Annotated in this window: 31 protein-coding genes and 3 pseudogenes; 31 read left to right on the top strand and 3 right to left on the bottom strand. The window is 28.8% G+C overall.

Annotation, left to right across the window (positions count from 1 at the left end; translation table 11 throughout):
• From QIA27_RS06375 to QIA27_RS06440, 14 genes and pseudogenes are all read left to right on the top strand, one after another.
• Positions 1–889 (top strand): annotated as a pseudogene (locus QIA27_RS06375) (DUF759 family protein); the annotation flags it as partial.
• A 22-nt stretch (positions 890–911) separates the two neighbouring features.
• Positions 912–1,577, top strand: coding sequence for a DUF792 family protein (locus tag QIA27_RS06380; protein ID WP_418906416.1), 666 nt, complete (start codon positions 912–914; stop codon positions 1,575–1,577).
• A gap of 3 nt (positions 1,578–1,580) precedes the next feature.
• Positions 1,581–2,569: pseudogene (locus tag QIA27_RS06385) on the top strand (DUF693 family protein).
• Positions 2,570–2,582: 13 nt separating this feature from the next.
• Positions 2,583–3,134: a DUF777 family protein gene (locus QIA27_RS06390; RefSeq protein WP_418906417.1), complete on the top strand. Its 552-nt coding sequence runs from the start codon at positions 2,583–2,585 to the stop codon at positions 3,132–3,134.
• 29 nt (positions 3,135–3,163) lie between these two features.
• A complete protein-coding gene (locus QIA27_RS06395; RefSeq protein WP_418906327.1) occupies positions 3,164–3,496 on the top strand; it encodes a contractile injection system sheath initiator in 333 nt (110 codons plus the stop codon).
• The gene (locus tag QIA27_RS06400) at positions 3,493–4,371 is read left to right on the top strand and encodes a DUF276 domain-containing protein (protein WP_418906328.1); all 879 of its coding nucleotides are present in this window, start codon (positions 3,493–3,495) and stop codon (positions 4,369–4,371) included. Before QIA27_RS06395 ends, QIA27_RS06400 begins: the two co-directional genes overlap by 4 nt.
• 5 nt (positions 4,372–4,376) lie before the next feature.
• On the top strand, positions 4,377–4,982 hold the full coding sequence (locus QIA27_RS06405) for a DUF735 family protein (protein ID WP_418906329.1): 606 nt from the start codon (positions 4,377–4,379) through the stop codon (positions 4,980–4,982).
• Positions 4,983–4,991: 9 nt separating this feature from the next.
• A complete protein-coding gene (locus tag QIA27_RS06410) occupies positions 4,992–5,786 on the top strand; it encodes a DUF685 domain-containing protein (RefSeq protein ID WP_418906418.1) in 795 nt (264 codons plus the stop codon).
• Positions 5,787–5,857: 71 nt separating this feature from the next.
• Positions 5,858–6,064, top strand: a complete 207-nt coding sequence (locus tag QIA27_RS06415; protein WP_418906331.1) for a BlyA family holin — start codon at positions 5,858–5,860, stop codon at positions 6,062–6,064.
• Positions 6,065–6,067: 3 nt separating this feature from the next.
• A complete protein-coding gene (locus QIA27_RS06420; RefSeq protein ID WP_418906419.1) occupies positions 6,068–6,415 on the top strand; it encodes a BlyB family putative holin accessory protein in 348 nt (115 codons plus the stop codon).
• On the top strand, positions 6,405–6,740 hold the full coding sequence (locus tag QIA27_RS06425) for a BlyB family putative holin accessory protein (RefSeq protein ID WP_418885638.1): 336 nt from the start codon (positions 6,405–6,407) through the stop codon (positions 6,738–6,740). Before QIA27_RS06420 ends, QIA27_RS06425 begins: the two co-directional genes overlap by 11 nt.
• Positions 6,733–7,086: a BBA14 family lipoprotein gene (locus QIA27_RS06430; RefSeq protein ID WP_418885681.1), complete on the top strand. Its 354-nt coding sequence runs from the start codon at positions 6,733–6,735 to the stop codon at positions 7,084–7,086. The genes QIA27_RS06425 and QIA27_RS06430 overlap by 8 nt, the downstream gene beginning before the upstream one ends.
• A 100-nt stretch (positions 7,087–7,186) precedes the next feature.
• A complete protein-coding gene (gene bdr, locus QIA27_RS06435; protein WP_418906420.1) occupies positions 7,187–7,816 on the top strand; it encodes a Bdr family repetitive protein in 630 nt (209 codons plus the stop codon).
• A gap of 146 nt (positions 7,817–7,962) precedes the next feature.
• Complete coding sequence (locus tag QIA27_RS06440; protein WP_418906421.1) at positions 7,963–8,412, top strand: Mlp family lipoprotein; 450 nt, start codon at positions 7,963–7,965, stop codon at positions 8,410–8,412.
• Between the two features lie 40 nt (positions 8,413–8,452).
• On the opposite strand, the gene QIA27_RS06445 is transcribed toward QIA27_RS06440, so the two are convergent.
• On the bottom strand, positions 8,453–9,520 hold the full coding sequence (locus QIA27_RS06445) for an ERF family protein (protein ID WP_418906422.1): 1,068 nt from the start codon (positions 9,518–9,520) through the stop codon (positions 8,453–8,455).
• A 387-nt stretch (positions 9,521–9,907) separates the two neighbouring features.
• Between QIA27_RS06445 and QIA27_RS06450 the strand changes: the two genes are divergently transcribed.
• From QIA27_RS06450 to QIA27_RS06480, 7 genes and pseudogenes are all read left to right on the top strand, one after another.
• Positions 9,908–11,005, top strand: a complete 1,098-nt coding sequence (locus QIA27_RS06450; protein ID WP_418906423.1) for a plasmid maintenance protein — start codon at positions 9,908–9,910, stop codon at positions 11,003–11,005.
• A gap of 9 nt (positions 11,006–11,014) precedes the next feature.
• Positions 11,015–11,572 carry a DUF226 domain-containing protein gene (locus QIA27_RS06455; protein WP_418906424.1) on the top strand — a complete coding sequence of 186 codons (558 nt, stop codon included), beginning with the start codon at positions 11,015–11,017 and terminating at the stop codon, positions 11,570–11,572.
• Positions 11,548–12,300: a ParA family protein gene (locus QIA27_RS06460; RefSeq protein WP_418885742.1), complete on the top strand. Its 753-nt coding sequence runs from the start codon at positions 11,548–11,550 to the stop codon at positions 12,298–12,300. Before QIA27_RS06455 ends, QIA27_RS06460 begins: the two co-directional genes overlap by 25 nt.
• Positions 12,301–12,358: 58 nt before the next feature.
• Positions 12,359–12,928 carry a chromosome replication/partitioning protein gene (locus QIA27_RS06465; RefSeq protein ID WP_418885743.1) on the top strand — a complete coding sequence of 190 codons (570 nt, stop codon included), beginning with the start codon at positions 12,359–12,361 and terminating at the stop codon, positions 12,926–12,928.
• 12 nt (positions 12,929–12,940) lie between these two features.
• Positions 12,941–13,508, top strand: a pseudogene (gene bdr / locus QIA27_RS06470) (Bdr family repetitive protein).
• 811 nt (positions 13,509–14,319) lie between these two features.
• Complete coding sequence (locus QIA27_RS06475) at positions 14,320–15,618, top strand: DUF244 domain-containing protein (protein ID WP_418906427.1); 1,299 nt, start codon at positions 14,320–14,322, stop codon at positions 15,616–15,618.
• A 49-nt stretch (positions 15,619–15,667) separates the two neighbouring features.
• Complete coding sequence (locus tag QIA27_RS06480; RefSeq protein ID WP_418885746.1) at positions 15,668–16,093, top strand: DUF261 domain-containing protein; 426 nt, start codon at positions 15,668–15,670, stop codon at positions 16,091–16,093.
• 5 nt (positions 16,094–16,098) lie between these two features.
• Here the strand turns inward: QIA27_RS06480 and QIA27_RS06485 are convergent, their stop codons facing one another.
• Entirely contained in the window at positions 16,099–16,875 is a 777-nt protein-coding gene (locus QIA27_RS06485) for a site-specific integrase (protein WP_418906425.1), read from the bottom strand.
• A gap of 426 nt (positions 16,876–17,301) precedes the next feature.
• Here QIA27_RS06485 and QIA27_RS06490 point away from each other — a divergent pair, with 426 nt between their 5' ends.
• Positions 17,302–17,853, top strand: a complete 552-nt coding sequence (locus tag QIA27_RS06490; RefSeq protein WP_418906426.1) for an Erp family outer-surface lipoprotein — start codon at positions 17,302–17,304, stop codon at positions 17,851–17,853.
• A gap of 27 nt (positions 17,854–17,880) precedes the next feature.
• On the top strand, positions 17,881–18,639 hold the full coding sequence (locus tag QIA27_RS06495; RefSeq protein WP_418885648.1) for a hypothetical protein: 759 nt from the start codon (positions 17,881–17,883) through the stop codon (positions 18,637–18,639).
• A gap of 58 nt (positions 18,640–18,697) precedes the next feature.
• Here QIA27_RS06495 and QIA27_RS06500 read toward each other — a convergent pair whose 3' ends face one another.
• Positions 18,698–19,396, bottom strand: a complete 699-nt coding sequence (locus QIA27_RS06500; protein ID WP_418885649.1) for a hypothetical protein — start codon at positions 19,394–19,396, stop codon at positions 18,698–18,700.
• A 214-nt stretch (positions 19,397–19,610) separates the two neighbouring features.
• On the opposite strand from QIA27_RS06500, the gene QIA27_RS06505 reads away from it, so the two are divergent.
• The 8 genes from QIA27_RS06505 to QIA27_RS06540 all read left to right on the top strand — a co-directional run bounded on the left by QIA27_RS06505 (position 19,611) and on the right by QIA27_RS06540 (position 26,452).
• Positions 19,611–20,177, top strand: coding sequence for a DUF603 domain-containing protein (locus QIA27_RS06505; RefSeq protein WP_418885667.1), 567 nt, complete (start codon positions 19,611–19,613; stop codon positions 20,175–20,177).
• Positions 20,174–21,526 (top strand): PBSX family phage terminase large subunit, encoded by a 1,353-nt coding sequence (locus QIA27_RS06510; protein ID WP_418885720.1) that lies wholly within the window; start codon positions 20,174–20,176, stop codon positions 21,524–21,526. The genes QIA27_RS06505 and QIA27_RS06510 overlap by 4 nt, the downstream gene beginning before the upstream one ends.
• A 77-nt stretch (positions 21,527–21,603) precedes the next feature.
• A complete protein-coding gene (locus QIA27_RS06515) occupies positions 21,604–22,830 on the top strand; it encodes a phage portal protein (RefSeq protein WP_418885692.1) in 1,227 nt (408 codons plus the stop codon).
• A gap of 16 nt (positions 22,831–22,846) precedes the next feature.
• Positions 22,847–23,542: a DUF1357 family protein gene (locus QIA27_RS06520; RefSeq protein ID WP_418885693.1), complete on the top strand. Its 696-nt coding sequence runs from the start codon at positions 22,847–22,849 to the stop codon at positions 23,540–23,542.
• An 11-nt stretch (positions 23,543–23,553) separates the two neighbouring features.
• Complete coding sequence (locus QIA27_RS06525) at positions 23,554–24,111, top strand: DUF228 domain-containing protein (protein ID WP_418885652.1); 558 nt, start codon at positions 23,554–23,556, stop codon at positions 24,109–24,111.
• 4 nt (positions 24,112–24,115) lie between these two features.
• Positions 24,116–24,877 carry a DUF228 domain-containing protein gene (locus QIA27_RS06530; RefSeq protein ID WP_418906385.1) on the top strand — a complete coding sequence of 254 codons (762 nt, stop codon included), beginning with the start codon at positions 24,116–24,118 and terminating at the stop codon, positions 24,875–24,877.
• A 27-nt stretch (positions 24,878–24,904) separates the two neighbouring features.
• Complete coding sequence (locus tag QIA27_RS06535) at positions 24,905–25,474, top strand: DUF228 domain-containing protein (protein WP_418885617.1); 570 nt, start codon at positions 24,905–24,907, stop codon at positions 25,472–25,474.
• A gap of 18 nt (positions 25,475–25,492) precedes the next feature.
• On the top strand, positions 25,493–26,452 hold the full coding sequence (locus QIA27_RS06540; protein WP_418885618.1) for a hypothetical protein: 960 nt from the start codon (positions 25,493–25,495) through the stop codon (positions 26,450–26,452).
• Positions 26,453–26,500: the final 48 nt, after the last annotated feature.

A 26,500-nucleotide genomic window follows, 5' to 3' on the forward strand; every position in this document is an offset into this window, starting at 1 on the left:
TCTCAAGGGAAAGGACTTGTTGCCAAAATTGCTATAGGTAGCGCCCTAGGAAATATTATTAGCAATGCTATGGGTAAAGCAGCAGGCGGAATTTTAGGATTTGCTAAAAAAGCAGCTGAAGAAACATCCAAACGAATAAAACAAAACTTCTCAACAGTGCGTTTTTTACAGATAAAGAACGGAATGCGATTATGGGGGTTAACGGTAAGGGGGAATTCTTAGTGGTATGAAAGGATTCGAGCGCGATTTAGAAAAAGAAGAGTTTTTAAATCAAGCAAGTATCTTTAAGGGTACTCTAAGAGACTTAGATATGCTAAATCTGAATAATTTGAAAAAAGCAGTAGAGTTTTCAGCCATGCTTAAATCTAGCGGCGCCATGAGCGGTGAAGATGCTGTAAAAGCTGTTAATAGTCTCCTTAGTGGAGAAGGAGATGAGCTTTTTGATCTACTGAAAAAGTCGGGAGTTGGCGATAAATATATAGAAGATGCTAAAAAAGCTTGGCAAAGCGGAGCTGAAGTAGATTTAGAATCTAGAATTACCAAGATGGTTGAAATGTTTAATGATTTTAAATCTTTTGGCCTTACAAAAAAAGCCGATACAAAAGAAGAGATTGATAGCAATTTGGCCTCAGCTGAGCAAACTCTTTCAAACTTAACCACCACTGTTTTGGATCCAATACTTAAATTCATCAATACGGTTATTAAATACTTTGAGAACTTTTCTTTTCAAACACATGTTATTCAACCTTTTTTTAAGGGACTGAAAAGTCTTTTTGCCAAGTTGCCGTATATTGGAGGGTTTTTTCAAGACAATCCTACCCCTCCTAAAGACAACACTGGTGGGCCTCCTAAAGCCGCACATGAAGATACGGAAAACACTACTCCATAATTTTCTAAAAAGGTAATTACTTATGGCTATTAACAACAAAAAAATTATTAATAAAAAAACAATATCTCCTGCAGAGAAAGGCAGTTCTATAGACATTGCCAATGAAGAAAAGAAAGAAGAAGGGAAAAAGCTATCCCCGGAGAATAGTCAATTAATAAGAGATATAACAATTCAACTATTTGCTCTTTTTGGAGCAGATAACTTTTTATTGCTATTTCCAAGACCAGATTTTAAAGGGTTTGGATATGTGCCACAATTGTTTTTTATAAAGCCAAAAACAGAACTTATAACACGGACTTACAATACCAGTTGCTCTAAACGCCCGGTTATAAACTATTATGATAGAAAAGCGGAATATGTAAGCTACAACCCCGTAATGACTGGAGAACATATTTCATTAAACGGTGGAGTACTGACTTCTCTATACAAAGAAATGCTTTCACCACTCAAAAAGACTGTTTTTGGCAATTCTTTACTCCGTTTTGACGCCCACCTTGTAAAAGAACAACTGGCCAATAGACTGCAAGCTCAAGTTCCTTTTACTATCTACAGTCCAACTTTTGGATTTAAAGAATTAGCTATAATTACAAATCTTTCGTTTAAGGACACTCCCTTCATTGATGAAGTTGAAGTTAGTCTATCAATGGAAGTAGTGAAAACGTTTACATTAGAAAAATATAAAGGATAATATATGTTAGTAAATCACGATTTTAAAACAGTGTTACTAAGTTATGATTTTAAAATTGAGTTTTATGATGTAGATGAATCAAAAAAATCAACTGATGGAACTCCTTTTCCGAAAAAAATTCCTAAAATTATAATCAATACACAAGGCGGAATTCATGTTGATATTTCCATATTTAATAGATTATCAGAAGACTTAAATACTGTAAGTTCCAAACAAGCAAAAATTGTTCTGTGGAACTTGCCACTAGACTTTACAGACCACATTAAATTCGGAGATATTGTAAAAATATATTATAAGAAATTTGCTTATGAAAAAAATTTGATTTCATAATGGCAGGCACTTTAGAGCACCCCATGAGCACTGATTATCCTGGTGGAGATTTTAGTGTCGAGCTTGAAGTTAAATTATTAACTAATAGCAACTTCTTCAATCGCAAATTGAAGGACAAAGAGGGGAAAGTGGGTAAAAACTTTAAGGGCATGACGGTGCAAGATGCGATAGAGTCTGTATTTCCTAATCGCAATATCATTAACATGAATGATAAAGATAAACTTAAAGTAATCGACAAAAATATTTATGCCTCAACACCAAAAGAGTTTATTGAAAAAATAATAAAAGGAAAATACGTTCATAACGTAATAACTGATGCTGGCTATCATGATTACGAAATTGAATGCAACTTTATATTTACTAATTACAATCAAGAGAGTGAAGATATTCACTATGAGGCATTAGAAGATTATGGACTTGAATTTATACCACAACAAGAAGTTGATATTGAACCTGAATTTAAGACAAGGCGTATATATTGGAACGCTAAAATATTTTATACACATAAACTAAGAGTTGGTGATAAAGTTTCATTTATAGACGGACTAGGAAACATTATAAAAAACACCATATTAGAGACAAGCGCGGGACTTAGCAATACAGGAGAATGTTCATTAACACTTAAGCTATATGACGCCTCTAATTTTGCACCAATGAGATAATAAGGGGGGTAAAATGGACTTAGAGCATATAATTTACAAAATGAACAAGCGCATTTATGGAAATACATTAACACAAGAAGACGTAAAAAATTGGATTTATTCAAATATTTTCATAACTCGAATTGGTACTGTAAAGGAGTTTAAACAGCAAACACAAGAGGCTGTAGTTATAATACCAGAATTTGAAAACTTAGAAATTCAAACAAAAAATATTTCTAATATCAGTTTTGAATTATCAAAAGGTGATACTGTTATACTACTTCAATCAAGCATTAACATTTTTGATAAAAATGATGATATTCATTTTGACAAACATCATTTTTACATACTTAGCGCAATTAGTCCAAAAACTTTAAATTTAATTTCTGATACTGTTAAGATAAAAGCAAATAGTAGAATTGAAATAGCTAACCAAACAACTAGCTTAAAAGAAATTCTAGATAGTATTATTAGCGCTATCAACGGTATAACTATCATAGGAGACGAAAAAACAACTATTAACTATCCAGCATTACAAGCGGTGACCTCTAGAATTTCTGCTAATATCAACAGTTTGTTTAAGTAATTTTTGCTAAATATGGTATAATTATTAGTATGGATTTAAGAATTAGTAATGATTTTAAATTGGTATTTAATAACGATGTATCAATTGTTGATGGAATTGACGAGCAAAAACAAAAACTGTTTTTATTCTTAAAAACATTAAAGGGAAGTCTAAGCTATGCTCCTAATTGGGGACTAGACTACTTCTTGCTTTTGAAACTATTAAAAATTAACAATCTTCAAGCTGTAAAAAACTATTTTCATGAAATATCTAAAGAACTTAACTTAGATATAATAAATATTTCGACTGCTGTAAAAGATCGCAAGGCACATATATCCTTTTTATTCTCCGGAGATATTTTGAATATGGAGTTTAATTTATGAGCATTGTTTTTGATTCTGATTTTGGCATTCTAAAGCGTACAATTAAGGATATAGTACGGGCAAAAAGAGAATACTTACGGATAAATTATGGGATTAACATTGATGATAGTAATAGCTCGATTTACAACATGATTGCATCTTCTTTAGCATTGATTGAAGAAGAAGTAATTAATGAACTTAATCTCTTTTTTTCTAAAATGAAACCCGGTGGTAGCTATTGGTCTGCAATTGAAGAACACATTTCTTCTAAAAGCGCAACTTACAGTGCAGTTAGAGCTGCTTTACTTAATCTTTATGGGGTAGAGTACGCAAACATTAAAAGTTCCGCTGGTAAAGCTAATATATACCTAATTTTGAAAGAAGATTTACTAGACGCTGGTAAAACTACTATTAATAATTCAGAATTTAAAGCAAAACTTTGGGAAACATTGTATCTTACAACTCCTAGTGGCACTTTACTTGAGGGTGATATAGAAATTGATGGACTCAACCCAACTGGACAACGAAAATCTTATAAAATATCACTTGGAAAAAGAAAATATGTTTATATGAAAGTAAAATATAAACTTGACCTTAAAAACTATCTCTACTTAAACATAGACTCTCAAATTAGAAACATATACTCTAGGATTATTTCAAATAACTATTCTGATATGGGAATTAGCTTTGAGTATCAAGACTTTTTTGCGCCCGTTAATGAAGTAAAAGGGATTAAGTTTATGGAAATAAAAGCTTGTGTTAAAGATACAGACACTGAAAGTATTTCAAAAATCAGTGATAGCGATTTTCAAACAAATCAAGATATTACCATTACTGATGATACAATGCTGATTTTCAATACAACTGAACGACTACTTATTGGCATTGATACTTGAAAATTATGAAAATACCTAATTTTTTACAAAACACTGAAGTTCACAAATTTATACGTACAGAATTGGAATACGCACAAACACTGCTTAATGAACTTAAATTCATGAATTCTAACTTTATATCCATTAGTGCAAAAGAAAATGTAAAATCAAGATATATTGCCATATGGCTATCTCAAGTCTTATCAATTTTCTATGCAAAAACTCAAACTTTACAAAGTATTACAACCAACATCAACAGCGTTATTTTTGCTTTACGCCATATTGGCACTGATGAATCGTTTAGACTGATTTTCAAGGCGTTTTTAAATGTAGATATTACAGTTAATACACCAGAAGCCGGTGTTATTGATATCTCACTAAAAGGGACAATAAAAACAAATTTTATTACATTTATTTCCCCTAGCACTGCAAAAGGAAACCCGCTTAGAAAGATATTAATTAGAGAAAAAAAAGATGGATATGCTGCATCTAAAAAGGCTTTAGTATTCAACTCTCTTCCTAAAGGATATGATCATTCAATTTATGCTTTCATAAAAAGGATTATTCCTATTGGTAGAGTTCTTAAAATTAATAATAAAGATGGTGAAAATATTATCACTTTTAATAATTAAGGGGGCTTAATGGCTGATGATCAAGAAAAATTACTAATTGATGAACAAGAAACTGTTCAAATAAAAGATTTAAATAAGGTAGGTGTTGTTAACAATGATGATCTTTTACTGCTTGATGATGGAGTTGCAAGTTGCAATGCTATTACTTTTAAAAAGTTCTTAGAAACTGCTAAAGACAAAACATTTAAAGGTGAAGGACTTGATTATTTTAAAGAGATAATTAAATCTACAATCGCTGAAGAACTTGCCGCTGATACAAGCTTTGTAGAAAAAATTTATGCTAAAACATTAGACAAACTAATTGGCAATGATTCTGACAAGCTTTCTAATCTTTTTAGTAAAATTAAATCTCGCCTTACAGATAGCATATCATCTGCTACTCTATCTAGAAGTGACGATCTTTTGATAATGTCTTCAAGCACTATTCAAAAAACTCCAGTTCCCAAACAATTACTCGGCATACCATCCGATTTTACCTATGGGGGATTTGCTTACAATACAATTTATCCAAGCGAATATAAAAATAAATCAATAATTATTGATTTGGACATCAATAGTGAAGCAACTCTTATCTTTTATAAATATAATGATAATGATCCTGTTTACCTTGATATTCAGATTCAGGTAGAACACTATACAGATGATAGCAGTAAATGGCTATATTTAAAGTATAGCGATGAAGCTCAAACAAAAAAGGCTTACTATCATGAAGGACCCCGTGCATTATCTACTAGATTCCCTATATACAAAGGATGGTATATCCAAAAAAGATTGGGGTCAGTTCCTGTTCTTTTAAAACTGTAAACTTTTTAGCAAAAATTATAATTTTGGTATATAATGTATATATCAAAAAAAATTAAAATGAAGGATTAAAAATGGATATTAAAATAACTGAACTTCTTATTAATTTAAACGAAATTAAACTTATAGCCGTAATGATTTTTGTCACTGTACTAGTTCTAGGAGTGCTAATTCTTCTAAAACCTTTACTAAAAGACATATTATCTATAGTAATAGGCAAGATTTTTAGAAATGGCAATGGAAATGGAAATGGCAACAATCATATTAAAAAACGGGATTAATTTATGAAATTATCTAAAGATAATCTTGAGCTTGGACTTACGTCCATATCAAACCTTATTGAAATATTTTCTAAATTTGAAGATGAATTTGATGAGATTGCTCATAAAGGATTCTTTTTGGTTTATGAGCTGTATTCTCATTACAAATTAATCTATAAAGCAAATATGGAAAGACTTGAGAATGCATTAACTCCAACAATAGCTAAAACACTAGCTCCAATTAATGAGAAAATCAACAGGTGTATTGATCTAGTTAATTCTGATGAAAAAAATCTAAAAATATCTAATAAGCTCAAATTCAATAAGGAAGGAAAACCTATCTACCAAGAAGGGATAAATAATGCAAAATGACACTGTTGGTTTAGGACTTAATTTACTATCTAACTTAACTAATATAGCTAAAAATACTACAAACATAGATGAAAACTACATTAATACTTTTAGTAGGGTAATAGATTTTTTCTACAAAACATATATTGAAACACTAAAATCTATGGAAACAGCCGAATCAATGAGAATATTTGCAGAAATACAAGACATATTAAAATGCAATATTGAGATAATAGAGGCTATTTCTAGTAGTAAAAATAAGAAAATTATCTCTTCATTAAAAGCAAAACGCAATAAGATTATGCGGGAATATATCAACATTCTTAAAAGGAGTGAAAATGCTTAAGCTAGTAAACCCCCTTTTGATTATTTTGCTACTATGCTGCACTACTATTGCTAGCCTACCTGGAGAACCAAAGCCACCAATTATTCAAACACTAGAATCTTTAGCTAAATATGAGGCACAACTATCAGATTATGCTATGTACCTAGTAACATTTTTATCTAAAACAAAATCTAAAGTTAATGACCCAAATTATCCAGAATATACTTATCCGGATTTATCAACACTAAAAGACGAACACTCAATAACTTCGATAAAATATAATATCAAACTACTTTTAGAGTACATCAAAAAAACAAAACCCATAGCAAAAAAAGTCTATAATCAGTATTCCCAGTTAAAAATGTAAATTACAAAAAGAGTGTTCTTGCAAGAACTCATAATTCATATATAAAAATATTTAAAGCTAATTAAAATAGTGTATAATATGGCTGTAAAGGGAAATTATTATGAAACCAGCGCTATCAAACAATGTAAGTGTAAGTGAAGAACAAATATATAATGAGTTTATTAGACTAGGGATGGAACAACTAATAGCACAAGATTTATCTAAAAGATATTATCACAATGAACTTACATATAGAGATTTAGAAAATTTAGAAAAACAATTTGGGATAAAGTTTGATAATCTTGCTTCTAAGATTGATAGTGTAGAGAAAAATTTAGATACTAAGATAGATAGTGTTAAAAGTGAACTTAATACTAAAATCGATTTCGTAGAAAAGAATTTAGAGACTAAAATAGATGGTATAAAAAATGAATTTAATGCCAAAATAGACGGTTTAAATACCAAGATAGAAAATTTAAATACTAAGATAGAAAATTTAGATACTAAGATTGATACTGTAGAAAAGAATTTAAAACAAGATATGTCTAATTTGGCACAAGATCTTAAAAAAGAGATTCAAATTAACAATCAAGTTTTATTAGAAAAAATGGATATTAACAATCAATTATTATCAGAAAAACTAAAGGTAAGCAACAGAATAATAACTATTGCGGCAATAGTAGTAGTCCCTATTGCTATATCTATAATAACGACTGTTGTTCTATCGCTAATTACTAAATTTTTCAAATAGAAATTACAAAAAATCCTCGACACATAATTTATCATTTTTAATTACTCCTTATAGATATCAATATTTCTAAAAACAAGATCTATACTTACAAGAATAAACTTTTTTGTTACTTAATGTATTGTACTGAGGAGAAAAAGGAGATAAAAATGAAAATTATCAATGTATTATTTTGTTTATTTTTTATTATGCTAAATGGCTGTAATTCTAATAATAACGACGCTTTTAAGAAAAATAATAAAAATAATACTCAAGAAGTAAAAAGCAGGAAAAAACGTGATATAAGCGAACAACAAGAAAAACCAAAAGATCCAGAAGAACTTCTTAGAGAAAAGCTAACTGAAGATCAAAAAACACACCTTGATTGGTTAAAAACCGCTTTAACTGATGATGGAGAATTTGATAAATTTTTAGAAAATAATGAGGATAAAATAAAATCAGCGCTTGATCATATAAAAACAGAACTTGATAAATGTACGGGAAAACAGAATGCTGATGAACAGAAAAGTACTTTTAAAACTTTGGTTAAAGAGTTCTTTAAAAACGGTGATATAAATAATTTTAATAAAGATAATGTAACCAGTAACTGCAACAATTAATAATATACTAGCCCCCTTATTGGGGGCTTTAAACATACTGCTATGCTGCAAAAATATAATCAAATTGTTTATCTTCTTTTAACGCGACAAAGAATAATAACAGGCTGTTGCCATAATTAGTCTTCTTATACTTCATAAAGTTATCAAAATCTTTTAAATCATTTAATCTATTATTTTTCTTGAAATAGTCTTTTATAATCTCCGACCAATAGTTTGGGCTCTTAAAATCACTACCCTTGATATACTCGGCTAAATCGTCTTGAATTTTATTGATATCATCAATATTGTTAGGGTCTATATTCTGAAGAAAATTTATTTTTTGAATAATTGAGTTTATATTATCTTTTATTTCGGGGTCATTTACCCAATTTTTTATGTTAGACAACGCTTCTTTAAAAATTCCATAACGATAAAACCACGGTTTTATCTGATTTTGATTGCTGCCGTTTCTTTGCTCTAGATTAATATCTTTTTTCTGGTTTTGAATAGTATTGTTTTTTTGTTCAGAATTATTGTCTTTTCTTTGATTGTAATATCTCTCTTGTTTTTGTTCTTGCTTTCGATTAAAACTAACTTGCTTGTTAGGCATATAATTTTTGTTTTCATAATTATTGTAATTAGGGTCTGCATCAGTATCCATTTCACTTTCTACCATGAGAAATGAAGCTAACGCATACCTTTTGGTATAAGTAATAGCTGAGCCAAATCGATGATACACTGTATTTGTAACTTTAGTACTATTTTCATCATCATTATCATTGAATTGTAAATTTTCTGTAAACATTGGTGTATCAAAAGAAAATTCATATCTAGTACTTCTGCTGAAAAATGTAGTCCTAATAACGTGCTCCTTTTGACCATCTACATATTTAGAAGTTGGATATTGCCATAAACAAATATCTAAATTATGATTTTTAATAACGTTTTTAATTTCTTTAGCTATTTCGTTATAATTCTGATACTTATAACCATATCCCTGAAGATTTTTATCAATCCCTGATAAATTTATAATTAGGGTGTGCATATCTTTTTTGAAGTCTATTTCTGCTTGTATATTATTTTGCATATCTTGATTATTAAAATTATTATTTGTTGAAACTTCTGTCATTTTAAGTTTCCTCCTGTTTTATGATTAATAATAATCATATAGCAAAAACTATTTTTGACAATTTTTTTACAAAAATTTTTGTAAAAAGAAGTGGGACTTAACGAAACTCTCTTGTTAAAGAATCTCGTTAAGTTCCCACTATATTCTTATTCTTTGGAAATTATCATATAACAGGTAGGAAAACACATGAATATGTTTCACTACGATACTTGTAGTATAGTCTAACTTAAACTTAAAATCAAATTATTTTCTTTAAATTACAAAAAGTGCATTTAATTAACAAAATTAATAATTAAATTTAATATTTTTTAGAAAAGTCTTTACTTTTAAATCAAAATTATGCATTATATTATTAATTATTATTAATCATAAAACAGGAGAAAACTTATGATAGAAGTTTCAACCAATAAAAAAAGCACAAATTGCCACAACAAACATCAACGCAAATTAATTGTTCTTATTTCAACACTAGACTACGTAAACATAAAATATCCAAAATATACCCAAAAAAATATACTATATTACTTTAATAAAAATCTTAAAAAAAATGGTCAAGATACTGTTACGCTAAAAACATTGCAAAAATATCTTTATAAATTAGAAAAAGAAATAAAAGTTACATCAAATTACCACAAACACCTGGGGGTAAATTTTGGCACTGAAATTTACTATAAACTTATTTATCCCAAAAAAGAGTGTTACTTTAAGATAAACAAATTCTTTGAAGAAAAAAAACACTCAAGATTTAAAAAAAGAGTTGAAAACCACTATTTGGACAAATCCCCTTTAAGGGGGAGTGTAAATTTGGGGGGGTGTTTAAGTAATAAAAATAATAATATAAAAGAAGAAAGAAATAAAAAGATAGAAAAGTTTCAAGTAATAAGCTATTACAATAAATGTAACTTTAAAAATAAAGAATTTCTTCTAATTTTATTAAACTTAGATATTAGTAAAGATAAAAAAATTGAAATAATTAAAGCTTTAAAAAGATTTGAAATTAAAACAACAAAACATAAAAATATACATTTTAACAAAAATTCTTTCAAAGAAAAGCAAAACAAATTGAAAGAAACTTTAAACAATACTCAAAGAAAATTGGAAAAAAATGGATATAATCCTGAACAACTTGAAACAGAATTTAAAAAAATATATGAAATTTACAAAAATAAGCCGCATTTTATTATTGAATATCATAAATACAATGATTTAAGCAAAATAAAGCTCAAATTAGAAAAATCAATTGAATTGAAAAAAGAAAACCCACAAAAAAATTACGAGCATATAAAGATAAACATTTTCAATATTCTTATCGAGCGGCTAGAAAATGTGAAAGAAATTGAAGTTTTAAAGCCAATTATAAAAGATTATTTAAATAGCAAAAAGAAATTAGAATACAATAAAGTATTTAACACGTATTATAATGATTTATTAGAGATAACAAGAAATTCTTTAACACCAAAAGAATTTAGCAAAAGGGTTATATAAGGATTGAATATGGAAACTGCACCTGAGCCAATAAAAAAGGGTAAATGTAAAGTTGAGTGCAAAAATAAAGATAGATTTATTTTAATTGAGAAAGAAAATGGTAAAGCAATGTATCATACATCAATAATGATGGATTTATACAAATTTGGAGTTTATGAGAAGAAACATGAATTTCGAGTATCATTAAGGGCCTTGCATAATGGAGAAAGAATTGTTCAAGAAACCCACTTATACCTCCCCAAAGAAGGGGACAAATTTTTGGGAATTTTTTACGGATTTAGAAAACCAATTAAAAAGGCTTTTGTAAAGTATGAAGTAAACGGAACTAGAAAATCTTATGGATTTGCAAGGGCATATTATATGGAAGTTAGATTTAAAGCAGGCAGCGTTTTCTTTTATTTTAAGGGATTATACCGCTTATTATATAAAGAAAGAATGAATAATCATTACAACAAAATATTATTTAGTATGTTTACAGATTTAGAAAAACAAGTATATGAATTTTATGGGAAAAAATACCCCGAACAAGGACCACTTACGAAATGGATAATAAAAAACCTAAAATAATAACAATTGCAAGTCTCAAAGGGGGTGTTGGCAAAAGTACAACCGCAATAATACTTGCAAATTTATTGTCACAGAAGCACAAAGTACTCCTAATTGATACAGATGATCAAGCTGCTGCTACGAGCTATTATTATAATGAATTAGAAATAAAAAATTTTAATGTTTCTCAGATAAATATAGGAAATGTTATAAAAGATAATATGGATATCAATAAAAGTATTATTAATGTTGATAATAATCTAGCGTTAATACCTAGTTACATAACAGTTGATGAATTAAATGGGGATTATTATTATGATAATCGTCATTTACCTATCGAATTTTCATTGAAAACAAAATTAAATTCCATAATTAATAATTATGATTATGTGATACTTGATACTAATCCTAAAAGGAATTTTACACTAAAGATTTCTCTAATTAGTAGTCATTATGTAATATCTCCAATGACGGCAGAAAAGTGGGCAGTTGAAGGATTTGAAACATTGAGGAAATTTATAAAAGAAGTGGCCGGAATACCAGTATTTATCGTTATAACAAGATTTAAAAAAAATGTTACCCATAAACAATTAATGGAAATAGTAAGTATGAAAAACGGGTTTTTAGGGTGTATAAGTGAAAGAGAGGATTTAAATAAAAGAATAGGGTGTAATGAAAAATTTGATTTTTCAAAAGATTATATTATTGAGTATAAAAAAATATTGGAAACTTTTTTAGGGAAATTATAAAAATCAACAAACTCAACAAGTTCAGCGTGACGAACTTGTTGAGCATAAAGGAGTAAATATGGATAAAAAAAATATTAACTTAAAAATTAATAAAAGAATTTCAGAAAATAATTTAAATTACATTCTTGATCAAAGTAATGAAAATCAAAGAAAAGAAGAATTTGAACAATTAATTACGCAATTAAAAAATAACATTAAATCAGAAATATATAATATTATTGATACCATGAAAATCCTTAAAAAAATAAATGACAAGAAGCTTTATTTAGAAGGAGGATATAAATATTTTAACGATTTTTTATCAGATTTTAGATTAGCAAAGACACAATCTTATGAATATATAAAGTTGGCTACCGCAGTTGAGGCAGGATTATTAGAAGAGAATTTTATCACTAGTAATGGAATAAGGGCCTCCATAAGATACATTAAGAGTAAAACAAATGAAACAATAAAAAAATCTAAACAAAATCCGATAAAGCCGTTAAGATTTCAACTTAAAACTAAAGAAAGTTACGATTTTTATAAAAGCAATGCCAAATTTACAAGTTTTATGATGCATGAGATTTTTGAAAATCAAAAAGATTTGATTAATAAACTTTTAAAGAAGTATAAACAATTAAAAGGATAATACGGAGATTTTATGAATAATTTAGTGCACAGAACATATAATATAGAAAGTATAAAAAATGAATTTTTAAATATAGGATTTAGTGAAGAGGCAATAGATTTTGTTTTTCTTCATAATGATAATTACAGCTTTGAATTTTTAAAAGAGAAAATAATTGATGTAGAAAAAATTTACGAAAAGATATATCTAATTTAGATGTTAAGATAGATTCTGTTAAAAACGAACTTAATACTAAGATAGATAATGTAGAGAAGAATTTACGAAAAGATATATCTAATTTAGATGTTAAGATAGATTCTGTTAAAAACGAACTTAATACTAAGATAGATAATGTAGAAAAAAATTTGCAAAAAGATTTATTTATTTTAAATGCTAAAATAGATAATGTAGAAAAAAATTTAAATACCAAAATAGATTTTTTAAAAATGAACTTACTAATAAGATTGAAAATGAAGTAAAGAATTTGCATTTAAAACTTAGCATGGGGAACAGAATGGTACATTTTTTGATAATCGCAGCAGCAATTTTTGGACCGTTTATACATTCATTTTTAATACAGTATATACAAGTCGGCAAATAATGAAAAATTATATACTTTGACTTTTCAAAGTATTATATCATTATACTGATGAACATTATTAGAAAATAACATTTTATTTTTGATCTATTCTAAATTAAAACTTATTTGAACTTTTTAACAAAAGAACTTAAATAAGTTTTTGTTTTGTAAAAATCTAAATTTATTTTAATTTCAAATTGGCGGTCACACTGAATTTTTCGTTAAGAAATTAATAAAAACAGTTTTTTGATATTTTTTATTATAAATTATATTAATTATATTTTTTCTGAATTTTTTACGTTTTCAGCCTTTTGGTGTTGGCTTAACTGATTTTTCTAATAAGAGAATTAGTTAAGCTTTAAATTTTTTTTAAAAAACTTGACAAAAACAATTTTTGTTATATAATCTATTTACAGATTATATTTTATGTGTATTTTTCCGAATGTCTGCTGATTTCGGGTTTAAGCATGAAATTATTCTTTTGATTTTTTAGTATTGACATTTTAGTGGGACTTAACCGATTTTCTAATAAGATAATTTGGTCAAGTCCCACCTTTTTAAGAAAAAGTTGACAAAAACAGTTTTTGCCATATAATATATATAGCTAAAAATGTTGCAAAAATCAAAATTAATCCGATTGGGTTGGGACTTAACAGATTTTCTAATAAAAGAATATAAAAGAATTTCGTTAAGTCCCACTTCTTTTTTGCAAAAATTTTTGTAAAAAAATTGTCAAAAATAGTTTTTGCTATATGATTATTATTAATCATAAAACAGGAGGAAACTTAAAATGACAGAAGTTTCAACAAATAATAATTTTAATAATCAAGATATGCAAAATAATGGAGTATCTAAAATGATGAATTTTGATCAACAAAGTTTTATTGGATGTGAAGTGTTTGAAGAAAAATCAAATATTGTTGTTAAAGAAAAAAGTAAATTAAGTAAAATAGGCAAAAAATTACCAGGAATAAGTAGTCAGGAATGTTTTAGATTTAATAGAAATCTTGATTTTAGCGTGCAAAGAAACAAGCTTGATAAATACGGTGCTAGTGAAGTGGGTACTGTTCTAATTGGTGGAGCTGGTCTTAAAGACTTAATGATAAATAGAGTGCTTAAATATTTTGGCATGAGGATACCTTTTGAAGAGAATTTGTATATGCTCAAGGGCAAAGAGTTAGAAAATTTAGGATTTAGAGAATTTGTTAAGGCACATGGTGATGATATTGATGTACTATACAAAAACAAATATGCCAATGGTGTTGATAAATATAATTATTCCAAAAAAATAAATGGTTCAGAAAATTTAGTAGGCTCAACAATTGATGGCTGGTTTATAAATAAGGAAGGTAATAAAGAACTTTTAGAGATTAAGAGTAGTGACTCTAATTATATGAGTGGCGCTATAGCGGAGTACAATAAAAATGGCAATTTCTTAAGTAGTAAGTATTTTTTCAAATATTATGTGCAAGCACAAATACAATTAGCATGTACCGGACTTGAGTATTGTAATTTATTCTTCTTGATAGATGCTGCACCAGTTAATTGTAAGATACAAAGAAATGACTCTTTAATAACAAAAGTTTTAGAATTTGTTCAAAAATGTGAACGTGAAGTTTTCAATATAAGAAACGAAATTGCTAAAAACCATGGGATTAATTTATTAATCGCAAGTGATCATGATAATGAAACGTTTATTAATCTTGTTGAAGAGATTGAAGAGTTGGTATTAAAGAGTGATTTTTATCAATCTGGAGTTGAGTTTGATTGGGTAAAAGAATTTGTAGAGTATGTTGAGTGTATAGACCTTGAGATTAAAACCGAGCAGGCTGCTATAAATCTTGAGGAGAATCTTATTGAGATTGACAAGCTAAAAGCAGAGTTAAATAAAATTCAAAATGAAAATAGAAAAAGAGAAAAACCTATAAAAAATCTGCTCAAAATTAAAATTGATAATATTTTGGATAAATATCCACTAATTCATCATATGAATTACAGATTTAGAGAATTTGTGTTTAATTATGATCCTAAGAAAAGGGCAATATCAGATAGATTTACTGAATTTTTAACAACAAGTAATAAGATATTCTTACCAAACAATATAGCGTATGCAAATAGTGTCCCCTTTTGAATGGGGATACTAAAGAGTTAAAAAAATATTTAACATTGGAGGTTGATCAATGATTATTAGTAAAATAAAACAAAGTAATAATGGGTTACTCACAGAGATACAAAAGTGGGGGTGCTATTTCTTATGTCTGCATTACTACACAAGTTTATTTAAGAAACTTGAATTTAATGTTTTTGATATAAATGCATCGTATTACAGATTTTTAGGACTTGGATATATTAGGAGTAATTGTTTTATTAAAGATCCTTGTATGATACTTAATTACTACGGAATTAGAAGTAGCGCAAGATATGAAACTTCTCGTTATTTTGGAACCGCAAATGAATTTGAAATAAGTGAAGTTAAAATTAAGGGGGTTAATGGATTTCACTTTATTGCTACGAAAGAACAAGAGATATTATATGATTCTCTTGATTTAAAGCCTCGTGGAAAAGAATTTAAGGTAACTTCAAAACGTATCTTTAAGTTTAAGTAGTTGCACTATAGCTTTAAACTATTTTTGATAAATTTATAAGCTTGAATTTTGTTTGCAGAAGATAGTCCGTAGATATTGTCAATTTCATGGGTTGAAGAGTATTTCATAAGTTCTTTAATTTGAAAAGAATTATAACCATTGGCTTTTAAATTTGAAATAAATAAATTTCTACATAAATGAAGTGATTTATTTACCTTGAAGCCGGACTTTTTAAGAAGATTTTTAAATTTTTTAGAAATATGTATAATGTCAATTTGATTGTCTTTAAACTTGTGTTTGGTTTTTTGGAAAAGATAAGTACGCCTTGTATCAAGATTTTTATCTTCAAAATGATTTTTGTGTACTGTTTGAATAGCCATGAAATCGTTAGCGTCAATGACAATTTCTCTAATACAAGTGATACTTCGTTTTTTTGCTACATTTACTTTTATATTGTAAAGAATTTCACCAGTTTTGCTGGGCAGAGTAGTAATATCTTGCATTTTTACTTTTTGAAGTTCAGTGCCCCTACACCCAGTTATTAAAAGCAAATATACGAACCACCCAGATATTGGATCAATTTGTTTTAGTTGTTTAATACATTTTTCAATTAGTTTTTTAGTTTTTGGAGTTATATAAAACTTAGGGCTGGGTTTAAGATTTTCTTTTTTACTTTTAGATGAATTTTTTAGAGAATTTTTAAGAATTTTATTTTCGTTTAGTAGATTTTGATAATTTTTTAGTAGGTTGAGGATAAAATCTGTATCACCGTTATTTAAATTAAGATAATTATTGATGTCCATAAAATCTACTCCTTAAAAGTGTTACTTTTAAATTAAGTAAAAGTAATAAAAATAGATAAAAATTACATTTTGTATTTTACCAAAAACTAAAAATTTTAGTCAAATTTAGGTGCTTCTCATTGCATGCGAAATTTGGAATGTAGAGTGGCTCTAATAAACAGAAGTGGCAATTTCTAAGGGGTACACACAAGAAAGATAGTATACTTTGTGTGATATATAGCAAAGACTCTGAAATTTAATTTGTATGTGTTTTGTGGTCTTCTGTAATGAGTTTGACATTTGCAATGGAGAAATTTTCTAAGTTTGATTAAAATTACATTTGAGTTTTGTTACTATGTAATTCGAAATGTAACAAAATTAATTATTTAAAACCGTAAAAAATTGTAATTATGGGGATTGTGATATACTTAGTTTTATGGAGTTTTTATGAATAATAAAAGGTTTATTGTTTGTACTATTTTTGTATTGATGTTTGCTTGCAAGAGTCATATTTCATATGATGTGCAAAGTAATAGCGAGACAAAAGTTAAAAAAATAGAATTTCTAGATTTTACTGTAAAAATTAAAAATAAAGATGCTGGTAGTGGTAATTGGACAGACTTAGGAACTTTAGTTATAAGAAAGGAAGAAAATGGCATTGAGGCGGGTTTAAACAATGTTGATCAAGGAGGAGGACACTCATCTACATTCTTTTCATTAGAAGAGGCAGAAATTAATAACTTTGTAAAAGCAATGACTGAAGGCGGATTATTTAAAACTAGTTTGTATTATGGATATAAGAACGAACAAAGTGATGCAAATGGTATCAAAAATAAGGAGATAATAACAAAGATAGAGAAAATTAATGGTTCTGAGTATATTACATTTTCAGGAGATAAAATTGTTAAAAATGAAGAAGATGAAGAAGATGAAGATTTAGGAGATAGAACTGCCGAATATGCAATATCACTAGAAGAACTTAAGAAGAATTTAAAATAGAAGTTCAAGGTTTAGGAGAGGATAATTATGAATAAAAAAATGTTTATTGTTTGTGTTGTTTTTGCACTGATAATTTCTTGCAAGAATTATGTAATTAGTGAAGATTTAAAAAATCTAGAACAAAATGCAAAAGGAAAAGTTGAGGGATTTTTAGAGGCAAAAAAAGAAGAGTTGTTTGGCGGTTTAAAAAAGCTTGGTTCAGAAGTTTCTTCAAAAGTTGGAGAATTAATGCAAGCTGATGGACCGCAAGGTCAAGATGAAAAGAAACTAGCTCAAGGTGTTGATGAAGATTCAAAATTAAAAGAAGAAATTGAAGGCAAAATAAAAGGATTTAAGGAAAAGATAGATAAATCGGGTGATAAAACTACTCTTGGAACATATTATGAATATGAAGAAGAGATAAAAAAATTAAAAAAAGAATTAGAAGAAAAATTAAAAGATAAAAAAGAAGATAAAGAAAAACTTGAAAAGGAATTAAATGATCTTGATAAAACTTTAAAGGAAAAAATAGAAAAAAGAAAAAAAGCTTTAGAAGAGGCTAAAAGTAAATTTGAAAAATATAAAGAACAGGTTGGTGCTGCTATTGGAGTAACTGATGGCGCAAGAGTTAAAAACCAAGGTGGTGTTGGATTGCAAGCTTGGCAGTGTGCTAACAAATTAGGTTTAAATGAAAGTTATCCTGGCGACACAGGTGCTGATAGTAATGAATTGGCAACTAAAGTTATAGATGGTGCACTTAAAAAGATTGAAAAAGAGCTTAAAGGTTCTGAAGAGAAAAAAGAATAAAAAATAGTTTTATAAGCATAAATTACCAAAGACAAGACTAATTACCAGTCTTGTCTTCTTATTTGAAATAAGCATTATATTTATTGTATAATCTTTGAAAATTATCAAGATCAAAAGTCATAGATCTAGTTAGTTTGTCAGGATCTTTACTTTCAGGAACCTCAATTATAATTGTTACAGTTTTATGTTTTAATAATTTTGGAAGTAAATTTTCTATACCTGGATCAGAAGTTTTTAAATAAACAGTAATCAATTCTCCACTTATGATAGAATGTGAATCGTTTTTTTTAAGATTCCACATAGGGTTTCCATTTTCAGTTTCTTTATTGAATTCTTTTGTAATTTTTTCTGGTTCATTATCAAAAGATAATTTAACTTTTATTTGTGTAATGTCTGTATCGATCAGCATTGGGTATTGATTGTTGCCATAATCGCCTGTATAAAAGTATCGCAATTCGAAGTGCTTATAAGCTGAAGGAGATGAAGAGTCATATTTTGTATTTTTAAAACTAAGACTATTCCATTCATCATTTTCTCCTATAAAGAGAGTAGAAAAACTTCCTGGATTCAAATCACCAAAGAAATCATCAGTGTCCGAAGTCTCGAAATAGGAAATCCAAGTAGGACTTCCCTTATGATAATATTTTTCTATATATTTACAGTCTTTAGATTGATCATAAGAAATATGAATTTTATTGTCTTTTTTAATTGGTTTGCCACAAGAATGACAATATTTTTCGTCAAAAGCTTTTGACATGATTTACGCTCCTTTTAAAAATAAAACATACTTATCTAAAAGGATTTAAGATAAATAAGTTGTATTTTTATGTATTTAAATTTAATAAATATTCTAAATATAGATCAGTAGCTAATATGTATAAGTAAATTAATAGTTTATGTTAATAAATTATTAAATTGCTTTACTATTTAGATTAACAATTTGTTAATTTTGTTACTTTAGGGTAATGCTTTTGAAAAGAGTTAAAAGGTCTTTTGATGATTATGTTGCATATTTTAGAGAAGGCTCATTAAATGATGGAGAAATAGCAGCGAAACTCGGAGTTTCTAGAGTAAATGTATGGAGAATGAGACAAAAATGGGCGAGTGGGGAAACTTCTGTTAACGAAGATTCTAGAGTAACAATTAGTGAAGATACTTTTGAACACCTTGTAGCACAAACTTTTAAATCTGAAGTTACGGCTAAAAAAGCTAAGGGCGAATTAGATTTAGAGCGCTCCAATTTAGAATTGGGATTTATACGTGCATTTAAGCAATATTCTAGTATTGAACTTGCTAGTATGCTATCAAAAATAGATGATTTAAGATTTAAAATTGAATCTTTAAATAAACAATGTAACAAAAAAAATGCAAAATGTATTACTGAAGAAATTAATTCTTTAAAAGATGAACTTGATGATCTAATAAAGGAGTGCTCAATAAGGGAAATGGAGCTTTACTATGAATGTATGAAAAGGCTTGCTGCTGCTCATGAAGTTGAGAGCAAAAGTAACTACAAAAGTAGTAAAGGACACAAGTGAACTTATATCAAACAAAACTTTTTACGACACTTCAAAAGCAATATAAAAATCAGTTTGGAGTTGATATATCGCAGTTTGTAAAGGTAACAAACTCTTCAATCAATTTTGATCAGTTTGAAGAAGAATATTTAACCGTAAAGCAAAAGAATGTGATAAAAAGCATTCAAAAGAACAATGAAAAGAAGATTATATTTAGTGGTGGTATTGCTAGTGGTAAAACATATCTTGCATGTTATCTGTTTATTAAAAGTTTAATTGCAAATAAAAAGCTATACTCTAGTGATACTAATAATTTCATTATAGGAAATTCTCAACGCTCAGTTGAAGTTAATGTTTTGGGGCAATTTGAGAAGATATGTAAACTTCTTAAAATTCCTTATATTCCAAGACACACAAATAATTCATATATACTGATAGATTCACTTCGTATTAATTTATATGGCGGAGATAAGGCAAGCGATTTTGAAAGGTTTAGAGGAAGCAATTCAGCGCTTGTTTTTGTTAATGAGGCCACTACTTTGCACAAACAAACTTTAGAAGAAGTGCTAAAAAGACTCAGATGCGGACAAGAGACTATTATTTTTGATACTAATCCCGATCATCCAGAGCACTATTTTAAAACTGATTATATTGATAATACAGCGACTTTTAAAACATATAATTTTACAACTTACGATAATATACTTCTTAGTAAAGGATTTATCGAAACTCAAGAGAAACTCTATAAAGATATACCAACATACAAGGCAAGAGTTTTACTAGGAGAATGGATAGCAAGCACCGATTCAATTTTTACACAAATTAATATTACCCAAGATTATGTGTTTAGCAGCCCTATAGCATATTTGGATCCAGCATTTAGTGTTGGCGGGGATAATACTGCTTTATGTGTTATGGAGAGGGTTGATGATAAATATTATGCATTTGTATTTCAAGACCAAAGACCAGTAAATGATCCTTATATTATGAATATGGTCAAGACTGTTTTAGAAAATTTCAATGTAAATACACTTTACTTAGAAGATAGGGACAATACTAAAGGTGCGGGGGCATTGACTCGTGAATATATGACTCTTAGAAACAATATGGGCCATTATTTTAGAATTGTACCGGTTAAACCAAAGTCCAATAAATTTAGTAGAATAACATCGTTAATCACACCGTTTACTTACAAGAAACTTTATATTGCAAAGTACAGCAGTTCTTCTGTATTTAATGATATTTACGCTTATAAAGGGGATAACAAAACCCATGATGATGCACTTGACGCAATGTCGGCTGCATATTTGATGTTGTCTTTAGGATATAAAGAGCGAAGTATTCATTTTGGCAGCCAAAAATTTTTGTAAATTTTATTGACAAAAATATTAGTTTTTGCTATTATACACATAATTTAATTAAGAAAATTAAGAATAAGAAGTAAAAAATGTGTAATTTAAGAAAAGCAAAACTAGTAGATAAGATAAGTTCACTAGAACTATATAGATATTCAATATTTTTTAGAAATTACATAGAAAATGTAGCAGAAGACTGCCTCAAGAACGGGCTTGTTCTTGAAAGCACTACTAGCAATGTTAGTGAAGCAGAACTTTCTAGATTAAAGGTGCAGCTTAAGAATGCGCTTTTAAATTGTATTATAAGCTACCGTTTTCATGGCATTGGATATGTTTTAGTAAAAACCAAAGACACACTGCTAGACCTTGAAGAACCTGTTAACATAGAGCTACCTGTTGGATTTGAATACCTTGATCATGAATCTGTAAGAGATTCAGGGGTTGATTTTGATCATATAACTTATAAAGTAAAAGCCAACAGTAATGGTAATTCTTTAGATGCAGTTAAAATACACAAAAGTCGACTCATAATATATGAAAATTTCGATTATATCTTAAAAAGATATGTTCCGTGTTATACGGAAAGTTTTTTGTTAGATATTTACTTGTTTGAAAAAATATACGTTGAAATAGAAAAACGCATTGAGAACCACAATTTTTTGTTTTATAAAGACGAATCTTTAGTGCAACTACAAGACGCGCTCTCTAGTGCTACAACTTCTTTGAGCGCACTAACCAATAGTAGCAATAATGAAAAAGGCAGTAGCATTTTGTCTTCTTTTTTAAGAAAACAAAATACAAATAATCATAATAAAGATATTTCTAATTTACGCAGTCTTAATGATTCACTAGCACATGAGCTTGCTAGGCTTAAAAGCAATCTTAATAATGAGGGGATGTTTTACACCGCAACCCCTAGCGCTAGTTTAGAAGTTGTTAAGTACGATCTTAGTTATTTAAAAGAAGCGTTGGCATTAATTAAAGCAAAAATTGGTGCTGATACTAAGGAGCCTCTAACTAGAAGTTTTAACGAGCAGGCTAAAGGACTTGGAAATGATGGTAAAGGCGATAGGAGTAATTATTATGATTTTCTAAAAGGGGTACAAGAACAAATTGAGAATTCTTGTAATTTAAAACTTACTAAATATTTTGGTCTTGATATGAGGTTTAATTCACTGATTATGTTAAGTGAAGATCAAAAGGTAGAAAGAGATATTAAGCTAATTGAGCTTTACAGTAAATATAACGAGCTTATACAAAGCAGCGCCTTTAATAACGAAGAGCTAGCTATTTTAAAAGAAAAGTTATTCTCATTTTGAGAAAAGGAGTTAAAAAGTGATTGAAAATGAAGAAAAAGAAGACTTGCAAGTACAAGTTAAAGAAGAACAGCAAGTTAAATCTGATACTAAGATTATAAGTTCTGGTGAATATGAAGAGTATATGCGCCTTAAAGAACAGGCAAATAATGCAAAACCTAAAGAGATAAATCGTGATTTAAGCATAAATGAGCGAATAACAAAAGAACTTGCAGAAGTTGAAGAGCGTGAGCGTGTTGAAAAGCAATTATTACTAGAGGCAGATCGTATAAATGAAATTGATACGCTAGCAAAAGCACATCTTAGCAATCATTTTAATAAAGAAGTGCTACTTGCAAAAGGATACACTCTAAAAGACATTATGCAAGCGCAACGTAGAGAACTTGTTCGCAAGTTTGTTCCAATTGAGCAAATTAAAGCTATTTCTAAAGTAGCAGACATAACCCATATTGATGGGGAGATACTAGAACAACTAGTTTCTTTAGCTAAAGTCAACATCAAGTTAAGAAAAAATGCGAACAGCAATTCTTCTTCTGTTGATTCTATTAAAGGCAATATTGTTGCTAAATCAGAAGAGCGAGTAAGTTTGCTTGATTCTAATTTTGTTCCAATTAATTTTACAGAATTTGTACAAGCTATAAGTAATACTTACAAGCAAAGACGAATGCAATTTTATGAAAACTTGAAAAGAAATAAAAGAACAAGTATTGCGTAAAGGAGTTTTTAATGAGTGACATTACGAAGATTAAACAAGAGTTTGATAAAAAAGTTGCCGAAATTAAGGCATTAATGAAAAATCCCCAACATGATGCAAATTTGCTTGGCAATTCTATTGATTTTAGAAATAAAAACTTAATTTATGCCAATTCTGGTGGAGTTAGAACTAGTAGTAAAGACAAAATAGAAAATTATCCTGCTAAGGGTTATCCATACAAGCGCGGAGTAAAGCTTAGTTTTAGTGCTGATGGTACAACAGAGCTTGAAGTTGAGGCTGGTGGTGGAGAAGACTTATACGGAATATGCGTTGATATAGATGAGTTCACTGGCATAGCCACTGTAATTCCAATTACAAATAATTTTGAAGGGTATTTAGTATGTAAAAAAGAGAATCAAAGCAGTATAAGCATTGGGGATAAGCTGAATTTTAGTGAACATGGGGAGCTTGAAAAAGTTAGTGGAAATAATAAACCTATTAATGCTATAGCGCTATCAAAAGCACATAAATTAACTGAGGATTTATATATTATTCTTGCTAGCGTTTTTGGGAATAGAGCAAAAGGATAAGTAAATGACTGTAAAAGGTAAAGGACAAGTTCCAGAACCCGATGTTGATGATAATTTACAATTGGGCTTAGAAGAAGTTCAACCTGCTGTTCCTAGAGCGCGACGTCAAGCAAGAAGTGCTGATGATGTACAAGGGGTAGATCCCTATTTATACTCAGTTAAAGAACTTGACGACATTCTTTTGAAATTCAAAAAATATTCAAAATCAATCAGTTCTATTGAGAACAAGGTTTTTGAAAGTTCAAGTGGTTGTTTTAGATCTAAAAATGAATTGGTTGATGCATATACATTTTCCTGTTCAAGTTATGCAGACAAAATAGAAGAATATTTTTATGACCCCGAAAAGAGTTTTCCATACAAGCGTGGGGTAAAACTTGTTCCAAAAGAGAATTCTTTATATGTGGAGATTAGTTCAGATGCTGATATTTACGGTATATGCGTTGATGTATGTGAGTTTAGTTGCACCGCATACGTTTTGCCAATTACAAATAATTTTGAAGGATATCTTGTTACAAGAAATCCAAGTATAAAAGCTGGGGAAATATTAGATATTAATAATGACGGGGTGATTATCAAGGCTGGTGGTGGGCCACCAACGTATATTAATGCATACGCACTTTCTGATTCATTTACAATCAATTTTAAACCAGAAGAAGAGATTAAGGATGAAAACCGTAAGCAAGATTATTTTATTAATTTGGTAAAAGTTGCAATTTTTGGCAATAGAGCTTATGAGAAAACAGTAGTGCCTGATGCTGGTGGTTAAGGCTAAAAAATAAAAGGAGGCAAGTGAATGGCGGATACAACGCAATTAGTAAAAGAGTATCAAGAAAAACGAAGTAAACTAGAAAAGTTAATGAAAAATCCACAACAGGATTCTGGTTTACTTACTAATTCTTTAGAGTTTAGAGATAAAAATGTACAATTTTTTGCTTCTGGAGGTACTCGAACTAGTAAGTTTGACAAACTCGAAAATCATCCATTTATAGGATATCCGTACAAGCGTGGAGTCAAAAGAGTAATTCAAGAGGCAAAAGCAAATGAACCTCACTATGAGCCTTATGTTGAGGCTGGTGGTGGTGAAGACCTGTATGGAATATGCGCTGATATTGATGAATTTAGCAAAACTGCTACTATTATTCCAATTACTAATAATTTTGAAGGGTATTTGGTAGCAAAAGATGCTACACCTAAAGCAAAAGACAAACTTGTTTTCAATAAAGACGGCGCTCTAGAAAAGGTTTCTGGAGGGAATAAAGCGACTGTTAATGCAATAGCATTATCTGATTCAAAACAAATTAGTAATGATGTTTATTTGATTAAAGTAGCGGTATTTGGAAATAGAGCTAAAAGCTCAAATTAAAATTTAGGAGGATTTAATATGGAATTATTTGATGAAAATTATTATGCAAAAGCTGTAGCTAATATTATAGGCGAAGTTAAGGATCCTATAATGTATAAATGGTTTTTACCGGAACAAATTGAGGATGTTGATCTTCAAATGGGCTACCAAAGAACTGTAAAGTGGGACGCATTTCTAAATGCCAACCCTACAACAATTGCCAATGAGGTTAATACTATCTCAACTATTGGATTTAGTTCTGAAGTGGTAAGACTTAATTACTTAAAACTACAATATAAATTCAGACACTTAAAGCAAGCGTCCGAAAAATTTTACACTTCAGACTCATATATTGGCGACATTAATAATAATCTACTTCCTTTCAATCAAGCTTATAAACTTGCAAGCAGCGAAATTATTAAACTTATTAACCACTTTGTACTAACCGGCACTGTTTCAATTCAAAAAGATGGAAAAAATCAAAAACGGTTACTTCCTAATATGTATGGACTTCTTAATATGCCGCATCAAGTAAAAGAAGAAGTTGCAAGTGGCGATAAAGATAAAATGGAAAAAATATTTGAAAAAATTGAGGCGGGACTATCTAAGTTAGAATTGGGCGATGAGTTTTCTACACCCATGATGGTAATAGTTGATCCTGCAACTTCATTGAAATTGGTAAAGCCATACGTGGTAGGACAAGCTCCCGCATCAAATAGTGAAAAATGGGAAGATGTTCTAATTCAAACTATTAAGGCTATTAATAATAGAGAAGATGTTTACATTGAAACTTCAAACTTGTTAAAACATCAAATACTGATTTATCCACTAAATTCAGAACTAATTAAGTTTAAACCTAGTAAGTATATGTTACCTACACCAAATGAACAAGTTGATAGAGACTCAACTGATATTGCTCATTCATACATTGATTTTGTTTTAGGTGGTCTACTTGCTACCAAAAAGACCATTTTGCAAATTCATATTAAACAAAGTTAAAAAGATAAGGTAAATCAAAGTGAGTGAACAAACAAATTTACAAGCACA

Source organism: [Borrelia] tanukii (genome assembly GCF_030439725.2).
GTDB lineage: Bacteria > Spirochaetota > Spirochaetia > Borreliales > Borreliaceae > Borreliella > Borreliella tanukii.

What these genes read in the sequence shown, in the direction of transcription:
- QIA27_RS06525 (WP_418885652.1), top strand. Translation starts at nt 23,554, where the DNA reads ATGAGTGACATTACGAAGATTAAACAAGAGTTTGATAAAAAAGTTGCC.
- QIA27_RS06450 (WP_418906423.1), top strand. Translation starts at nt 9,908, where the DNA reads ATGATAGAAGTTTCAACCAATAAAAAAAGCACAAATTGCCACAACAAA.
- QIA27_RS06440 (WP_418906421.1), top strand. Translation starts at nt 7,963, where the DNA reads ATGAAAATTATCAATGTATTATTTTGTTTATTTTTTATTATGCTAAAT.
- QIA27_RS06445 (WP_418906422.1), bottom strand. Translation starts at nt 9,520, where the DNA reads ATGACAGAAGTTTCAACAAATAATAATTTTAATAATCAAGATATGCAA.
- QIA27_RS06490 (WP_418906426.1), top strand. Translation starts at nt 17,302, where the DNA reads ATGAATAATAAAAGGTTTATTGTTTGTACTATTTTTGTATTGATGTTT.
- QIA27_RS06455 (WP_418906424.1), top strand. Translation starts at nt 11,015, where the DNA reads ATGGAAACTGCACCTGAGCCAATAAAAAAGGGTAAATGTAAAGTTGAG.
- QIA27_RS06420 (WP_418906419.1), top strand. Translation starts at nt 6,068, where the DNA reads ATGAAATTATCTAAAGATAATCTTGAGCTTGGACTTACGTCCATATCA.
- QIA27_RS06515 (WP_418885692.1), top strand. Translation starts at nt 21,604, where the DNA reads ATGTGTAATTTAAGAAAAGCAAAACTAGTAGATAAGATAAGTTCACTA.
- QIA27_RS06495 (WP_418885648.1), top strand. Translation starts at nt 17,881, where the DNA reads ATGAATAAAAAAATGTTTATTGTTTGTGTTGTTTTTGCACTGATAATT.
- QIA27_RS06390 (WP_418906417.1), top strand. Translation starts at nt 2,583, where the DNA reads ATGGACTTAGAGCATATAATTTACAAAATGAACAAGCGCATTTATGGA.
- QIA27_RS06535 (WP_418885617.1), top strand. Translation starts at nt 24,905, where the DNA reads ATGGCGGATACAACGCAATTAGTAAAAGAGTATCAAGAAAAACGAAGT.
- QIA27_RS06425 (WP_418885638.1), top strand. Translation starts at nt 6,405, where the DNA reads ATGCAAAATGACACTGTTGGTTTAGGACTTAATTTACTATCTAACTTA.
- QIA27_RS06530 (WP_418906385.1), top strand. Translation starts at nt 24,116, where the DNA reads ATGACTGTAAAAGGTAAAGGACAAGTTCCAGAACCCGATGTTGATGAT.
- QIA27_RS06405 (WP_418906329.1), top strand. Translation starts at nt 4,377, where the DNA reads ATGAAAATACCTAATTTTTTACAAAACACTGAAGTTCACAAATTTATA.
- QIA27_RS06480 (WP_418885746.1), top strand. Translation starts at nt 15,668, where the DNA reads ATGATTATTAGTAAAATAAAACAAAGTAATAATGGGTTACTCACAGAG.
- QIA27_RS06395 (WP_418906327.1), top strand. Translation starts at nt 3,164, where the DNA reads ATGGATTTAAGAATTAGTAATGATTTTAAATTGGTATTTAATAACGAT.
- QIA27_RS06475 (WP_418906427.1), top strand. Translation starts at nt 14,320, where the DNA reads ATGCAAAATAATGGAGTATCTAAAATGATGAATTTTGATCAACAAAGT.
- QIA27_RS06410 (WP_418906418.1), top strand. Translation starts at nt 4,992, where the DNA reads ATGGCTGATGATCAAGAAAAATTACTAATTGATGAACAAGAAACTGTT.
- QIA27_RS06430 (WP_418885681.1), top strand. Translation starts at nt 6,733, where the DNA reads ATGCTTAAGCTAGTAAACCCCCTTTTGATTATTTTGCTACTATGCTGC.
- QIA27_RS06400 (WP_418906328.1), top strand. Translation starts at nt 3,493, where the DNA reads ATGAGCATTGTTTTTGATTCTGATTTTGGCATTCTAAAGCGTACAATT.
- QIA27_RS06485 (WP_418906425.1), bottom strand. Translation starts at nt 16,875, where the DNA reads ATGGACATCAATAATTATCTTAATTTAAATAACGGTGATACAGATTTT.
- QIA27_RS06465 (WP_418885743.1), top strand. Translation starts at nt 12,359, where the DNA reads ATGGATAAAAAAAATATTAACTTAAAAATTAATAAAAGAATTTCAGAA.
- bdr (WP_418906420.1), top strand. Translation starts at nt 7,187, where the DNA reads ATGAAACCAGCGCTATCAAACAATGTAAGTGTAAGTGAAGAACAAATA.
- QIA27_RS06500 (WP_418885649.1), bottom strand. Translation starts at nt 19,396, where the DNA reads ATGTCAAAAGCTTTTGACGAAAAATATTGTCATTCTTGTGGCAAACCA.
- QIA27_RS06380 (WP_418906416.1), top strand. Translation starts at nt 912, where the DNA reads ATGGCTATTAACAACAAAAAAATTATTAATAAAAAAACAATATCTCCT.
- QIA27_RS06415 (WP_418906331.1), top strand. Translation starts at nt 5,858, where the DNA reads ATGGATATTAAAATAACTGAACTTCTTATTAATTTAAACGAAATTAAA.
- QIA27_RS06460 (WP_418885742.1), top strand. Translation starts at nt 11,548, where the DNA reads ATGGATAATAAAAAACCTAAAATAATAACAATTGCAAGTCTCAAAGGG.
- QIA27_RS06540 (WP_418885618.1), top strand. Translation starts at nt 25,493, where the DNA reads ATGGAATTATTTGATGAAAATTATTATGCAAAAGCTGTAGCTAATATT.